This window comes from Pseudoalteromonas sp. DSM 26666, assembly GCF_900116475.1.
Lineage (GTDB): Bacteria > Pseudomonadota > Gammaproteobacteria > Enterobacterales > Alteromonadaceae > Pseudoalteromonas > Pseudoalteromonas tetraodonis.
Genome location: NZ_FPAR01000002.1, coordinates 178,027 through 191,936, shown reverse-complemented (window position 1 = coordinate 191,936; position 13,910 = coordinate 178,027). Strand labels below are relative to the sequence as shown.

Sequence of the window (13,910 nt, the reverse complement as noted above, 5' to 3'; positions counted from 1 at the left end):
TGTTTAGTTTGTTACATTGCTAAAGCAACTTGGAATAACTATGAAGCTTATTATTTTATGCTGCAGTTTAATTTTAATGGCAGTGTCATTTTTTGCCAGTAGCACTGAGCAAACGATCACCCTTAAGCTTGGCAAACCAAGCACCCAAGACATACCAAAAAACCACTATATTTTAACATTATTAGAAAAGAGCTTTGCAAAGGTTAATGTAAAGCTCAATATTGCTTATAGTCTTGAGCCAATGAATACTAAAAGAATTTTAGAAGAGCTCACACGTAACGATGATGTTAATTTAGCTTGGTTAACTTTGCCAAACTCCCTTGCAGAGCAAAGACATTTAATCCGCACAAGTTATCCTATTTATAATGGGCTGCATTCAAAGCGCTTGCTCATGGTTAAACAAAGCCGGTTGGGCGAATTTTCAGATATAAAAACCCTTGAACAACTAAAGCCGTTCATAGCCTTACAAAAGCAAAGTTGGTCTGATTATTATGTATTAAAGAACAATGGCTTAACAGTTAATGGTGATTTGAGTTATGAAAGCATGTTAAAAGCGTTAGATGAAGGACTTGGCGATTATTTTCCGCGTTCAGTAACTGCTATAAAAGCCGAAATACGTAAACATCCTCAGTATAACTTTGTTATTGAGCCTCATATTATGCTGCAATACGATAATTACTATTATTTTTACGCAAACGAAAATAACAAAGCAATCATTGAGTTATTAGAGCAAGGCTTAACAAAGTTAGCAGATAGCGGCGAGTTAAATGCGCTTTATGAGCACTATTATCGTGATGTTGAGGACGGGCTTAATTTAAATAACAGACGGGTGTTTAACTTAAAAAATTAATAAGGTTAGGCCGCAAAATGTAGCCTAACCCGAAAAATTATTGCTCCTGCTTGGCTTCTTCTTCACTTATTTGCTTAAGTGCTTGAATAAACGATTCACTCGGTTGCCCACCGGTAAGCGCGTACTTATCATTTATAATGAAAGTAGGTACTGAGGTTATTCCCATTTGTTTAAAGTTATTTTGCTCTTGGCGTACCGCTTGTACGTATTTATCTGAGTGTAAAATTTCTCTGGCTGTGTCTTTGTTAAGGCCGACTTTTTCTACCACATCCAGTAACGCATCTTCTTGATTTAAATATTTTAAATCGGTGAAGTGTGCTTCAAAAAACGCCAGTTTTAACTCAGTTTGTTTGCCTTCTTCACGCGCCCACATTAGCAAGCGGTGTAGATCAAAGCTGTTGATCATGATGCGTTTACCGTCAAAATTAAAGGTAAACCCAGCTCGTTCACCCGCATCCGCCATGTTTTGACGATTTCGCGCGCTTTCTTCTTCAGTTAAACTGTATTTTTGCTGCAAGTGCTCGTTTAAGTCTTGCCCTTCAAGTGGCATATCTGGATTAAGCTCAAAAGGATGCCATGTAATATCCGCACTCATTTCGTCTTTTAATTCTGCCAAGGCGGTTTCTAAGTTCTTGTAACCAATAATACACCATGGGCACATTACATCTGAGACGATATCAATTTTTAAGTTTTTCATAGGGATCCTTGAAGGATTGCTTTTTAATAACAATGGATATTGGGATAGCATGTTATTAATCAACTAGTGTAAAAAATAAATTGCTAACTAATTTATTTAAAGTTAGTCATGGTATTTAATTATCAGTTAGTTTGCTTAGCAGTGATTAAATGTAGTTTGTCTATAAAGCCTTTCAACTAAACGCATACACTATAAAACACTTATTGCAGCTAATGAACTAGGTTGCTTTATATCCATGTATAAGCTTGAATGGTCACTTTGCAGTCATAAGGAAATAGAATGTCAAAATATAGATTTTTAGCTCTATTATGTTTAATGGTTAATTCACAGCTATGCTTTTCAAATACGATTGAAAAACCACCTAAAGCTATTGAAGCCGTAGTATATACTATTTGCGATTTGGTATATTGCAATACGAGTGTTGTTTTAAGAAATAATACGGCATTTGAAATTAAAGTAATTTCAAATTATTTTGATGAAACTCATTTTACTGAGCATGCTTTTAAGTTTTATAGAGCAAAAGATGTGTATTTAACGAATAACCCGTTTGACAACCCATTATCGTTTAAAAATGTAGAGTTTTCGCCACTTGAGGAAGATATAATATTTAAACCTCTTGAAGTCAAAACTTACACTACGCTAATAAAAAGAGATAGATTGAATTTTGAAAAAGGGATTGAGTACGTTGTTTTTTCGGTAGTTATGGATGCGCAATATGTGATAGATAAAAAAAAGTCAAGATTCATTTCATTGCTTAGTAAGTTAGGAATAGTTGATGATTTACTTACCTTACCTGATGATTAAACCAAGGAATAAATAGGATCAGATCCTGAGGGAACCCCACATTTTTATCCAAGCCACAAGCACTCACGGTAATCATTATTTAATTGGTTAAGGAGATAGTAGAGTCAGGTCTCTCTTTTTGACTTTCATAGTAGAAGGCAAGGTGCAAGACCTAACCCTGCTGGCGAGCGGGTATTTTCCAAAGTTTTAGGAAAGTTTGTTAAGAAATATTGGAAGGCTATAATTGCCGTTGCCACAACCTATTTTCCGCCGGTCTTGCCAGCGGATGAGCAACGAGCTGGGTTATTAGTGCAGGAATGACTACTTCCGTTACTATGGCTGGTGCAATTGCATCTGGTACATTAAAAGGCGCTTTGTCAGGTGTTTTTTCTGGGGCTGCTTTTGGCGCAATAGGCGGCAGCTTTAAAGAGTATGGTATTGAGAATACAGGTACTCAAATGACAGTTCATGCAGCCGCTGGTGGGATCATATCTGATGTTCAAGATAGTAATTTCGGTCATGGGTTTGTTACTGCTGGTATAATGAAAGGAAAAGTAAATACTAATAATTCGCCGAGCCGTGTCTTTCTTCAAGCTCTTGCTGGAGGGACTGTCTCAAAAATAACAGGTGGTAAATTTGTTAACGGAGCCGTAACAAGTGCTATTAAATTTGTAGCGAATGAATTAAAAAATTATTAGTGAGACCCTAAAAAACAAATCATGGAAGACTTAGGTCGCCAAATCGCTGATAAGGATTCTGATGGTATATAAACACTAGATATCCTAGTTCAGGTGGGCAAGCAGATATAAGCTTTTGGGGGGAAGATTCTGCGAAAAAAGTAAATTGCTCAGCAATGCAAATTTGTTTAGATGAAGCAGCTAAGAAAGTGTGGACACCAATTGGTATATCTAGCCCAAAACCTAGATTTACTCTGAAAAATGAAATGACTGTAATAAATTTTCCAACTATGAAGTTACAAGGAACAGGTTGGTATCTATCAAATGGATTTGCGCCATCCATAGTAAGTGCTTCATTTACGTATTACCGAGCGGCGGCGGCATGCTCAATTAGTAAAAAGGTGGTTGTTGGATGCGGAGGATAAAGTTTGTACTTTTTATTAATTTGTTGGTTTATTGTAATGCTACTTTTGGGGCTGCTCAAGATATCATTTATATTGATTTATTAACCCAAGCGAAAGAAGATAAGGTGAAAGCTACGGAGCTTTATATAGATAATTTACCGTTGATTGCCCATTATTTTCTTTATACTAATAAGCTTAATAACAAGGTATTGGATCTTTATGATGAACTTAAAGGAAATTACAATACGCCTACACCATATGCACAAGGTTTATGTCAGCTTCAAGCTTACAAAAAAATTACAATATTACTTAGTAAAGGTTATATATTAGAGTTCGATAGAGTTGACTCCTTAGATTGCTTTGAGTGGGCTGTTGCTTATATAGATACTCATTTATTTCAGCTTTTATTACCTTACAGTAATCGGCAAATGAAAAGTTATTTAACAAAGTTATTGGAAAATGAAATTACAGCAATAACTGAATTTAAAACATTTGTTGAAAGATCTACTCCAAGAAGTTTTTTTGAAAAGAATAAAAAAAATGTTCTCTACAAATCATTAGGAACGGATATAAAAAATAGTATCCTAAATTCATATTATGTAGAGGGGTTTGACTTTTTTTTGAGAAAAATGAAAGGCCTAGACAGAATAGATATAAGTTTCATTCTAGACTTAAATATAAAGTTTTGTGAGTCAATGACCGCTGAGCAATATGTAAAATTTGTAGAGTCTGCATCTCAAGGGAGACTCATAATTTACGAAACAATATTAAATAATTGTTCTAATAATTTAATAAATAAAAGTGAATATGGAAGAGCTAGAGAAATATACGAGGTTGTAGGGATCTCGAAAGAAAAAATCGATAGCTTGGAGATAAAACTTGAATCGAAGAGAGATAAAATCAAGACATGGTTGAAGTCAAAAAGTTAATGGGATCACCATAAGAACAAATAAATAGGTATAAAGAAAGCCAAAGGGATCAAGGAAAAATAGGGTCAGGTCTCTCTTTTTGCCTTTTTATCATAATAGTTATTTTAATAAGGATATTAAATTAAGTGTTATTAAGAGTGTTTGTATTTATTAGTGTTTTATTTTCTGCTGATGCAATTGCAATTGCAGTTGCAGTTGCAGTTGTTGGCAAAGGCCATGTTAGTGGGAAGATCACAAATATTACCAGTATTAGTTCAGGGTTGCTTGTGCGTATTAATGCTAACGAAGAAAAAATAATAGGGGTCAGATCACTTGCTTCATAATACTTTGTCATGATTGTTCAGGGATTAGCATATGAGTAGTATTGTGAAGCAACGAACCTGCCCCCTGTGAGTAGAGGCGGGATTGAAATCTCTTACTACTAAAGGTTATATGAATAGCTCTGGAGTGATAGGAAGACGAGGTAAATATTATAGCAGCTGGCTTACAACCTTATGTCAAATATGAATATCCTATCATTAAAAACAGTAATACACCTTGGAACTTGACGCTTGAAATTCTAAGGTTAGATGCTACTAGAGGAGACGTAGCTGAATGAAGGAAAAAATTCTAATATTATTTTTTTTATTAGTTAGCAATATTGTTTCAGGTAAAGGTTTCGAAAAAGAGCACCATGTAACAATTGAAATGGTTGAAAATGATATTTTACATAATAGGCGACTAAACGTTTCTCAAATATTATATGTATTGGAGCGCAGCAAAGTTACTAATCCACTTAAGGTTAATTATTTATACGGGGTTATTTATTACTTTGGTGATTATGGTTTAGATAAAGATAACGATAAAGCATACCATCACTTAAAGATACCAGCAGAGAATGGAGATATATCTGCTGCCTATTTGTTAGGAACACTTTTAGTAGATGATAGTCCACTTAAAGATATTGAAAACGGCATTAAATACCTTAAATTCGCATCTGATAGGGGGAGTGTTGATGCAATACTAAACTTGTATGAAATGTATAGAATCGGCAAGTATAAGGGTGAAGATCATATACTCAAGCTTTTAAGTTATGCTGCTAAAAGCGGTAGTGAGGAAAGCGCTATTCAGTATGCTGATACATTATTTAATATAAGTTTAATTGAACAAAGTGATAAAAAAGCACAGGCAGCTGCTTTATTTTTAATAGACTACAATTTTAAATCACTCAAAGGGGAGAAGTTTTATTTACTATCTGGAATATATGGGTTGTCAAACTCTCCTATTTATAATGAAATAAAAAGAGACCATTATTTGAACTTGGCTGCCAGAGAGGGGCACAGTTTTGCGATAAGGTTATTGGATGAAATTGATTTAATAAAAGCTAACAAAAAACACTAATAGCAGGTGCTTTTTAATATTACCTCTAGGTATATTTCTCTAGAATATCCTCAGTCAATGAAGCTGGTGTATAACAATTAAAGTGCTCCTAGATAAGTACGAAGTTGTTTTACAAGGCTAAAGTTTATTTTGTTTATACTGGTTCAAGTTATGTTTAAATTAATAATATAAAAGATAGCAAGAGGAATTAAACTATTTGCTTAGTTTATAAAAAATTAGCTGGGCTAGCTCAAGGTAAACTAAAAAGAGCAACGAAAGTGCTGCTCTTTTATTGAATGTTTTCAGGTTAGCTGTTTAAGCCAAATGGGTCGTCAATGCTGTGGCTTGGCTGGGTAAACCAACGCGGGCCGTCATCTGTCATATAGAAGTGATCTTCTAATCTCACACCAAATTCATCTGGAATAACCAGCATTGGCTCGTTACTAAAACACATGCCTGTGGCAAGCGGGGTTTTATCGCCGCCCACTAAGTATGGCCATTCATGAATGTCTAAGCCAATACCATGGCCTGTGCGGTGTGGGCAACCTGGTGTTTGGTATTCAGGGCCTAAGCCTTGAGCTGCTAAGTAGCTGCGAGCTGCTTCGTCAACCGATTCACAGGTTTCGCCAAGGGCGGCTTGATTGAAAGCTGCTAACTGGGCCGCTTTTTCAAAATCCCAAAATAGGCGTTGGCGGCTGGTTGCTTCACCAAATACATAAGTACGCGTAATATCAGACAGGTAATCGTGCACTTTACATCCAGTATCGATAAGCACCATGTCGCCTTTTTTCAAAATTTGTGGATCTTTTACACCATGTGGGAATGAGGTAGCAAGGCCAAACAATACAATACAGAAGTAATTTCCCGGGGCACCTACTTTTTGATGCGCTTTTTTTATAAATTCTTCGACTTCTACGGTGCTAATTCCTTCATAAAGCATGCTCGCCGTAGCCTGATGAACCGCTAAAGTCATATCCATGGCGCATTGCATTAATGCTAATTCATTGGCTGATTTATGCATTCTACAATGTGCGGTTACAGGTTGTGCGTTAACTAGTTTTAATCCTGAACTGGCTTTATTGATGCCATCAAAAATAAAAAACTGTGCGCTCTCATCAATACCCACGGTAGCGGTGTCGCTAATATTAAGCTGTTTCAGCACTTTAACGAATAGCTCAAATGGGTTTTCATGCTCTTGCCAGCCGTGTATTGGGCCATCAATGACTTTAAAGCCATTTAAAGAGCCAATTTCAAAATGGGGGGCAATGTATTGCACCTCACCCATGGCGGGTAAAATAGCGCCGACTAGTCGTTCACTAGCGTACCATTTCATACCGGTAAAATACGTTAAGTTGGTACCTGCATTTAAATATATCGCATCAATATTATTAGCTTGCATATAAGCTTGCGCTTTTGCCATACGCACTAAATACTCATCGGCCTGAATTGGCGTTATTGAGTGGGTCATATTGCTTAAACTAGCAAGTGCTTGTTCGGGTGTGTGTGTACCAATACCAACTGTGGTCATATATTTCTCCTACAAAATTTTGCATAGTGTGTAGGCTAAATGCGTTCAATTCAAATTAATTGCGATTAGTGAACAAGGGATTAAACAAATAGGGGGAGTTATCAAGTCCCTCATTCCCAAGGACTTGATAACCTTGGTCTATTTTTTCGCGTAGGGTAAACGATTGAGCTTATTCGCCGTGTGGTAGCTATCTAATCCGGTTACTGCAACGGTATCGATGGCTTGTAAGTCTAAAAAGCCATCACTTTGGAGTGCTGATTTATCTACATAAACATCCATTATTTCGCCAATAACCAGCTCAGTGCCATTAACAGCTAAATGCTGATTCTCTACAAATTTTACTGCGTATTTTAGTCGGCTTTGTGCAACAAAAGGCGCTTTAAAGTCGTTTAAGTACTCTGTTTTTAAACCCGTTGCATCAAACTCAGACTCATCTTTAGCGTAACGTGCCGATGTTTGGTGTGCCTGCTGGTAAATATCACTATTTACTTGGTTAATAGTATAAACGCCTGTTTCTATAATATTTTCGAATGTATGCCTTGGTACGCTGTGCGGGCGCATTATCATGCCTACTAGCGGTGGGTGTGCGCCTAAATGAATAACTGAACTGACAATGGCTAGATTAGTATTACCTTGTAAGTCTTGTGTGCCAATTAAGTTTGCACTTTTAAACCCTGAAAGTGAGTTGATAAAGTGTGTACGGGTATGTTTTTCAAGTGCGGCTATGCGGTCTTTCGAAAAATGCATGTGTTTGTTCCTTACCATTTTATGGTGTTTCCTTGCCAATCTAGGTAGGCAGGTTCGCCGTTGAGTTCTAGCTGTGGGTTTTCGTAAGTAAATTTAAATAATTGCTGAGCAACAAAGTCAGGGGTAAACAGTTTATCTGCGGGCACATTTTTCTGAAATGGCTTAGAGAGCTGTGTATCTGTAGTACCCGGGTGAAATAAAACAAGTTTGGTATTTTTAGCGCGACGAGCAAGTTCAATGGCGGCTGTTTTAAATAACATATTAAGTGCTGATTTTGATGCGCGATAGGTATACCAGCCACCCAATTTATTGTCGTTAATACTGCCTACACGAGCGCTCAAAGCAGTAATTGTGCAGTGAGTTTTATGATTAAGCAGCGGCACTATACTTTGCAAACACAGCAGGGGTACAAGCGTATTAGAGTGCATAAGCTGCATAAAATAATCACTGTTGATTTCTTCAAGCTTTTTTTCTGGCATGTGCTGGTCGTTGTGTAATTGACCATTAAATATAATCACTTGAGCTATATCAACTTGCTGAGATTTTAACGACTCGGTTAGCTTTTTTAGGCTTTGCGCCGAGTAGTCGCTGTGGAAATAGGTTACCTTGTCATCATTATGCTCAATATTCGATGAGCTGACACAAATTATATTAAATTGTGCTGCTTGCTGATTTAAATGACTTACGTAGGATTGTGCAATGGCGCTACTGGCGCCAAATAAAATCACTGTTTTCATTTTTCACCTTTAGATTTGATATTGCATTGACCATTACTACACTGCGCTTTGGGCATTAAAAAACGGCTTATATGATGGCGGTATTTTGCAAAAAAAGTGTAAGCATGATCGGCAAAAAAGCGAATTACGGGCAAACGAATTATTTTAAGCCAACGGTATTTCCCAACGGTGCGCCAAGCTTGATAAGTGACGTCTAAGCCGTAAATCATCTGCCCCTTATCAGTTTGGGCGTGCAATAAATCCATGGCATTTTGTTTATCAATTGCGGGAAAACGCTCACTAAAATCATCCGCGTTTAAATCTTCTAGTGTAATTTTATGATCAACATCGGCACGTTTTAAATGTTGCATTTCTGCATTGCACAGTGGGCAATTGCCATCGTAAAAAATGATCATGTTATCGCTTTGTGTTTATTTTACATATGCTTTTTTACGACAAGACAATGCAAATGGATCTATTAAATATTCCCTCTTAGTGATATTAATAGGTCTCCAAGAAACGAAGGAGAGCTAGAAATGAGTGAACAATATGCCGCCTTGCGAGGTAATGTTAATCTACTTGGTCAATTATTAGGACAAACTATTAAAGATGCCCAAGGACAAGAGATTTTAGATAAAGTAGAAGAAATTCGGGCTTTATCAAAATCATCTCGCAGTGGCAATGAAGCCGATCGCCAAGCGTTAATTGATGTACTCCATGCGCTCAGTGATGAGGAGCTTTTACCGGTTGCCCGTTCATTTAATCATTTTTTAAACTTAGCTAATGTTGCAGAGCAGTTTCATACCGTATCACGTTTTAATGATGTTGGTTTTTGCCAACTAAATCCTCTCACTCAAACATTAAAAACGTTAGCAGCAAAGGCCGAACAAGGTCAGCTTAATCATAATCATTTAGCCGACACACTCTCAAAACTCCACATAAACTTAGTACTAACCGCTCACCCAACCGAAGTGACTCGCCGTACTATTATTAACAAACATGTTGAACTAAGCGACTGTTTAGCATCACTTGAGCGCACCGATAACCTTGCGCAAGAGCGCGAAGCGATATTAAATCGAATTGCGCAGCTAATTAGCCAAGCTTGGCATACTGACGATATTCGTCGTTCTCGCCCAAGCCCTGTTGATGAAGCTAAATGGGGCTATGCGGTAATTGAAAATAGCTTATGGGATGCCGTGCCACGTTTTTTACGTGAGTTTAGCCAGCATGTTAAACAGCATTTGAGCCTTGAGCTACCAGCTAACTACAGTCCGATAGAATTTACGTCATGGATGGGGGGGGATCGAGATGGTAACCCGTTTGTAACCGCCGAGGTGACAAAGCAAGTACTCGATCATGGCCGTTGGATGGCGCTGGATTTATACCAGCGTGATTTAGAAACTTTGTGTGCTGAACTTTCTATGTCTGATGCCAGCGATGAGCTTATTAAACTGGCAGGGCAAGAGTTTGAACCTTATCGAGCCGTGCTTAAAGAGCTTAAAAATCAAGTGGCTGAAACAGTAATGTACTTAAGCGCTAAAATTAAAAATAAGCGTACTGAGTCGCAAGATTTAATTACTGATATTAACCAAATTAAGCACCCAATTGAGGTGTGTTATCGCTCATTATTAAAATGCAATATGCAAGTGGTTGCTGATGGCTTGCTATTAGATGTGATCCATCGTGTAAATAGCTTTGGTTTGCGTTTGGCAAAACTGGATGTGCGACAAGATTCGTCAAGACACAGCGATGTGTTTTCTGAGTTAACCCGTCATTTAGGTATTGGCGATTACAATCAGTGGGAAGAGCAAGACAAACAAGCTTTTTTACTGACAGAGCTCAATTCACGTCGTCCGCTAATTCCTAGGCATTGGCAACCAAGTCCAGAAGTGCAAGAGGTGCTCGACACCTTTGATATTATTGCACAGCAAGATGAAAAAACCTTTGGTTTATACATTATCTCTATGGCACGAACTGCCTCTGACATATTAGCAGTGCAGCTATTACTTAAAGAGTCTGGCTGTGGTTTTGAACTGCCTGTGGCGCCTTTATTCGAAACCTTGGATGATTTAAACGATGGCCACAACGTCATCACTACGCTTTTAAATAACGAGTGGTACCGTGGACACATTAAAAACACCCAAAATGTAATGATTGGCTATTCAGACTCAGCCAAAGATGCAGGCATGATGGCTGCTGGTTGGGCACAATATGAGGCAATGGATAAGCTCGTACAACTAGCGGATGAACGCGGTATTGAGCTTATTTTATTCCATGGACGTGGTGGTACGGTTGGACGTGGTGGTGCGCCTGCTGCACAAGCATTGCATTCTCAGCCGCCGGGGTCGTTAAAAGGCGGGCTTAGGGTAACAGAGCAAGGTGAGATGATCCGCTTTAAGTTTGGATTACCCAATGTGGCATTACAAAGCTTAAATATTTATGCAGGTGCGGTACTACAAAGTAATTTATTGCCACCACCAGAGCCTAAATCACAGTGGCGCGAAGTAATGGCATTAATTAGCGATGTGTCGTGTGAGCATTACCGTAATGTGGTGCGCCACGATGAAAACTTTGTGCCTTACTTTAGAATGGCGACACCTGAATTAGAACTGTCAAAACTACCGTTAGGCTCAAGGCCTGCAAAACGAAATCCAAATGGAGGGGTTGAGAGCTTACGTGCTATTCCATGGATTTTTGCGTGGAGTCAAAACCGGTTAATGTTACCTGCATGGTTAGGTGCATTAAGTGGACTTAAAGCCGCGCTTGAAAAATATGGGATTGAAACCTTAAGCGAAATGAGTTTGCAATGGCCGTTCTTTAGAGCACGTTTAGAAATGCTAGAAATGGTATTTAGTAAAGCGGATAGCTGGTTGAGTGAGCATTACGATAATGCGCTGGTGGAAGAGATGTATAAGCCTTTAGGTGTTGCCTTACGAGAGGAACTTGGTGAGGCGATGACGTTAGTGCAATCATTAAGCCCACAAAAAAGCTTATTGGCTGATCAGCCTTGGATCAAAGAGTCTATTGGGCTTAGAAACCCATACACCGACCCGCTTAATGTATTACAAGTTGAGTTATTACGTCGTTCTCGCGGCGATGATAAAGGCAATGAAAATGATATAGACAATGCCTTGATGATCACTATGACCGGTATTGCAGCGGGTATGCGTAATACAGGTTAATCCAAAACTAGATTAGTTTTAGAGGGAACACACGACGTGTTCCCTTTTTTTACGTTGAATAGGCTGGTATTTAGTTTGCCAACCTTTTACACTACTTGGCCATTGAACAAATAAAAACTATTATGGCTTCAGCAACTTTTAAAGTGCAACATAATACAGCACTTAGCAATTCACACATTTCTCTAAACGTAGCGCAAACGCAAGCTCTACGCAGTCAATTAAAAACTCAACGCGGTATTTTATATTCAAGCGATATTAAAGCGCTTTGCACCGAGCTTAATGTTAGCGACGATGCATTATTACAAGGCTTAGTGCCTATGGCTTCAGAGTTTTCCGTTGCACCTATTTCCAAATTTCATGTCGGCGCAATTGTAAAAGGGCTCGATTCACAAGGAAACACCACTTTTTACTTTGGCGCTAACGCTGAGTTTGATCATCAAGCACTTAGTTTAGTGGTGCACGGTGAGCAATCTGCAATTAATAATGCCTGGTTAAATGGCGGTAAAAAAATTCTTAAAATAGCGATTAGTGATGTCCCATGTGGGTACTGTCGTCAATTTATGAATGAACTCGCTGATGCGAAAGAGCTTGATATTTTACTGCCAGCACAAAACTTTAAATTGGCAGAGTTATTACCTCATTCATTTGGACCAACCGATTTAGGCAATGAGCACAGCTTATTTAACCCAGCAGAGCAAACTAATTGTTTTGAAAACAAACAACTTGATGAAAAGCTGATGAGCTATGCTTTAGCGGCTTATGTGCCATACAGCCAAAATTACAGTGCAGTAAAAATAAGTACGTTTGAAAACGGTGATTTTTATGGCAGCTATGCAGAAAATGCAGCGTACAGCCCGAGTTTATCGCCATTACAAAGTGCTGTGAGTCAGTTGTTTTTAGCAGGATTGAGCTTTGATAAGCAAACAGTTAAATCAGTTACGTTATTAGAAACGGCTGGTCATGAAAACCAATCAGGGGTGGCAAAAGCTGTGTTAGCAAGCTTTACTGGCTTGCCAACACTTGAGGTTATTAGTGCAACATTAGCCAAGTAACACTTTAGCGGCTTCAAGTACCACGGCAACCGATTTTTTCTCAATCTCGCCGTGGTCTACGTTAGGAATTTCTTGACGTGTTCTATTTACTAATACACCTGCAACACAGGCTGCTTGTAGGCCAAGAGCGGCACACATAGTAAATAAAGTAGCCGATTCCATTTCGTAGTTCATCACGCCTAGTTTTTGCCATTCTTCACAGCTACCCTGTAATGACTTAGGAACATAACCAGAATGCGTATCGTAACGCTCTTGCCCTGGGTAGAAGGTATCGCTTGAAGCGGTGATACCGATATGAAAATCGATGTTTAGGTTTTCACAGGCTTTTACCATCGCTTGAGTGGCAAAAAAATCAGAAACAGCAGGGTAGCACAGCGGTGCAAAATGCTGACTCGCGCCATCTAAACGAACTGAGGCTTGGCTAATTAAAATATCGCCTTCGTTAATGTGCGGCTGAATCGCGCCTGTTGTGCCAATGCGAAGAAAGCTACGTACGCCAAGTTGAGCCAGTTCTTCAACCGCAATTGACGTTGAAGGGCCGCCGATACCGGTTGAACATACAACCACTGAGTGGCCGTTTAATTGGCCTAAATAAATGTGAAACTCACGCGTTTGAGCAAGGCAGGTTGGATTATCTAAGAACTGTGAAATGCGTGCTGCACGATCTGGATCCCCTGGAACAATAGCCAGTTTTGCACCTTTTAAATCATCAATACACAGTCCTAAGTGAAATACCTTTTCCATAACTAAGCCTTTTTAATAAGAGTTGTTGTCAATTTAACATGATTACGAGAAACCTAAATGAAGTACAGGACGGATGTCCGTATTGATTTATTCATCAACTCTGAATATTCAATCAATGGCTAAAATTACTAACAAAATGAGCCAGTTGACTTGTTTGCTCAGACACTATATTCATACCTCAGAGCAAACCAGTAGCTAGCTAAAAGAGTTGTTAGCTAAATTTTAAATTGTTTATATTCATA

Annotated in this window: 14 protein-coding genes; 8 read left to right on the top strand and 6 right to left on the bottom strand. The window is 38.4% G+C overall.

Features of this window, described 5'->3' with window-relative positions; genetic code table 11:
* Positions 1-40 precede the first annotated feature (40 nt).
* Complete coding sequence (locus BM380_RS04840) at positions 41-850, top strand: substrate-binding periplasmic protein (RefSeq protein WP_028834138.1); 810 nt, start codon at positions 41-43, stop codon at positions 848-850.
* A gap of 37 nt (positions 851-887) precedes the next feature.
* Here the strand turns inward: BM380_RS04840 and BM380_RS04835 are convergent, their stop codons facing one another.
* Positions 888-1,547, bottom strand: a complete 660-nt coding sequence (locus BM380_RS04835) for a DsbA family oxidoreductase (protein ID WP_016899162.1) — start codon at positions 1,545-1,547, stop codon at positions 888-890.
* 279 nt (positions 1,548-1,826) lie between these two features.
* Here BM380_RS04835 and BM380_RS04830 point away from each other — a divergent pair, with 279 nt between their 5' ends.
* The 5 genes from BM380_RS04830 (at position 1,827) to BM380_RS04805 (ending at position 5,720) form a co-directional block, all read left to right on the top strand.
* The gene (locus BM380_RS04830) at positions 1,827-2,351 is read left to right on the top strand and encodes a hypothetical protein (RefSeq protein WP_090493261.1); all 525 of its coding nucleotides are present in this window, start codon (positions 1,827-1,829) and stop codon (positions 2,349-2,351) included.
* A 296-nt stretch (positions 2,352-2,647) separates the two neighbouring features.
* Positions 2,648-3,028, top strand: coding sequence for a hypothetical protein (locus tag BM380_RS04825; RefSeq protein WP_090493259.1), 381 nt, complete (start codon positions 2,648-2,650; stop codon positions 3,026-3,028).
* A gap of 391 nt (positions 3,029-3,419) precedes the next feature.
* Positions 3,420-4,340, top strand: coding sequence for a hypothetical protein (locus BM380_RS04815; RefSeq protein WP_090493250.1), 921 nt, complete (start codon positions 3,420-3,422; stop codon positions 4,338-4,340).
* Positions 4,341-4,465: 125 nt separating this feature from the next.
* Positions 4,466-4,663, top strand: a complete 198-nt coding sequence (locus BM380_RS04810) for a hypothetical protein (protein WP_090493249.1) — start codon at positions 4,466-4,468, stop codon at positions 4,661-4,663.
* A gap of 271 nt (positions 4,664-4,934) precedes the next feature.
* Positions 4,935-5,720, top strand: a complete 786-nt coding sequence (locus tag BM380_RS04805; RefSeq protein WP_090493248.1) for a tetratricopeptide repeat protein — start codon at positions 4,935-4,937, stop codon at positions 5,718-5,720.
* 286 nt (positions 5,721-6,006) lie between these two features.
* On the opposite strand, the gene BM380_RS04800 is transcribed toward BM380_RS04805, so the two are convergent.
* The 4 genes from BM380_RS04800 to BM380_RS04785 form a co-directional block, all read right to left on the bottom strand.
* A complete protein-coding gene (locus BM380_RS04800; protein WP_090493247.1) occupies positions 6,007-7,227 on the bottom strand; it encodes a M24 family metallopeptidase in 1,221 nt (406 codons plus the stop codon).
* A gap of 138 nt (positions 7,228-7,365) precedes the next feature.
* Positions 7,366-7,974 (bottom strand): flavin reductase family protein, encoded by a 609-nt coding sequence (locus BM380_RS04795; protein WP_024600947.1) that lies wholly within the window; start codon positions 7,972-7,974, stop codon positions 7,366-7,368.
* Positions 7,975-7,985: 11 nt separating this feature from the next.
* Complete coding sequence (locus tag BM380_RS04790) at positions 7,986-8,711, bottom strand: SDR family NAD(P)-dependent oxidoreductase (RefSeq protein ID WP_090493245.1); 726 nt, start codon at positions 8,709-8,711, stop codon at positions 7,986-7,988.
* Entirely contained in the window at positions 8,708-9,106 is a 399-nt protein-coding gene (locus tag BM380_RS04785; protein ID WP_090493243.1) for a thiol-disulfide oxidoreductase DCC family protein, read from the bottom strand. Before BM380_RS04785 ends, BM380_RS04790 begins: the two co-directional genes overlap by 4 nt.
* Before the next feature lie 120 nt (positions 9,107-9,226).
* Here BM380_RS04785 and ppc point away from each other — a divergent pair, with 120 nt between their 5' ends.
* On the top strand, positions 9,227-11,872 hold the full coding sequence (ppc, locus tag BM380_RS04780; RefSeq protein WP_090493241.1) for a phosphoenolpyruvate carboxylase: 2,646 nt from the start codon (positions 9,227-9,229) through the stop codon (positions 11,870-11,872).
* Positions 11,873-11,994: 122 nt separating this feature from the next.
* Complete coding sequence (gene cdd / locus BM380_RS04775) at positions 11,995-12,924, top strand: cytidine deaminase (protein WP_024600943.1); 930 nt, start codon at positions 11,995-11,997, stop codon at positions 12,922-12,924.
* On the opposite strand, the gene udp is transcribed toward cdd, so the two are convergent.
* Positions 12,913-13,668 carry a uridine phosphorylase gene (gene udp, locus BM380_RS04770; protein ID WP_008112319.1) on the bottom strand — a complete coding sequence of 252 codons (756 nt, stop codon included), beginning with the start codon at positions 13,666-13,668 and terminating at the stop codon, positions 12,913-12,915. The genes cdd and udp overlap by 12 nt on opposite strands.
* Between the last annotated feature and the right edge of the window lie 242 nt (positions 13,669-13,910).

Bases quoted from the DNA above. Each gene is read 5' to 3' on its own strand.
- BM380_RS04785 (WP_090493243.1), bottom strand. From the start codon at position 9,106: ATGATCATTTTTTACGATGGCAATTGCCCACTGTGCAATGCAGAAATG.
- cdd (WP_024600943.1), top strand. From the start codon at position 11,995: ATGGCTTCAGCAACTTTTAAAGTGCAACATAATACAGCACTTAGCAAT.
- BM380_RS04840 (WP_028834138.1), top strand. From the start codon at position 41: ATGAAGCTTATTATTTTATGCTGCAGTTTAATTTTAATGGCAGTGTCA.
- BM380_RS04835 (WP_016899162.1), bottom strand. From the start codon at position 1,547: ATGAAAAACTTAAAAATTGATATCGTCTCAGATGTAATGTGCCCATGG.
- BM380_RS04825 (WP_090493259.1), top strand. From the start codon at position 2,648: ATGACTACTTCCGTTACTATGGCTGGTGCAATTGCATCTGGTACATTA.
- udp (WP_008112319.1), bottom strand. From the start codon at position 13,668: ATGGAAAAGGTATTTCACTTAGGACTGTGTATTGATGATTTAAAAGGT.
- BM380_RS04795 (WP_024600947.1), bottom strand. From the start codon at position 7,974: ATGCATTTTTCGAAAGACCGCATAGCCGCACTTGAAAAACATACCCGT.
- BM380_RS04805 (WP_090493248.1), top strand. From the start codon at position 4,935: ATGAAGGAAAAAATTCTAATATTATTTTTTTTATTAGTTAGCAATATT.
- BM380_RS04830 (WP_090493261.1), top strand. From the start codon at position 1,827: ATGTCAAAATATAGATTTTTAGCTCTATTATGTTTAATGGTTAATTCA.
- BM380_RS04800 (WP_090493247.1), bottom strand. From the start codon at position 7,227: ATGACCACAGTTGGTATTGGTACACACACACCCGAACAAGCACTTGCT.
- BM380_RS04815 (WP_090493250.1), top strand. From the start codon at position 3,420: ATGCGGAGGATAAAGTTTGTACTTTTTATTAATTTGTTGGTTTATTGT.
- BM380_RS04790 (WP_090493245.1), bottom strand. From the start codon at position 8,711: ATGAAAACAGTGATTTTATTTGGCGCCAGTAGCGCCATTGCACAATCC.
- ppc (WP_090493241.1), top strand. From the start codon at position 9,227: ATGAGTGAACAATATGCCGCCTTGCGAGGTAATGTTAATCTACTTGGT.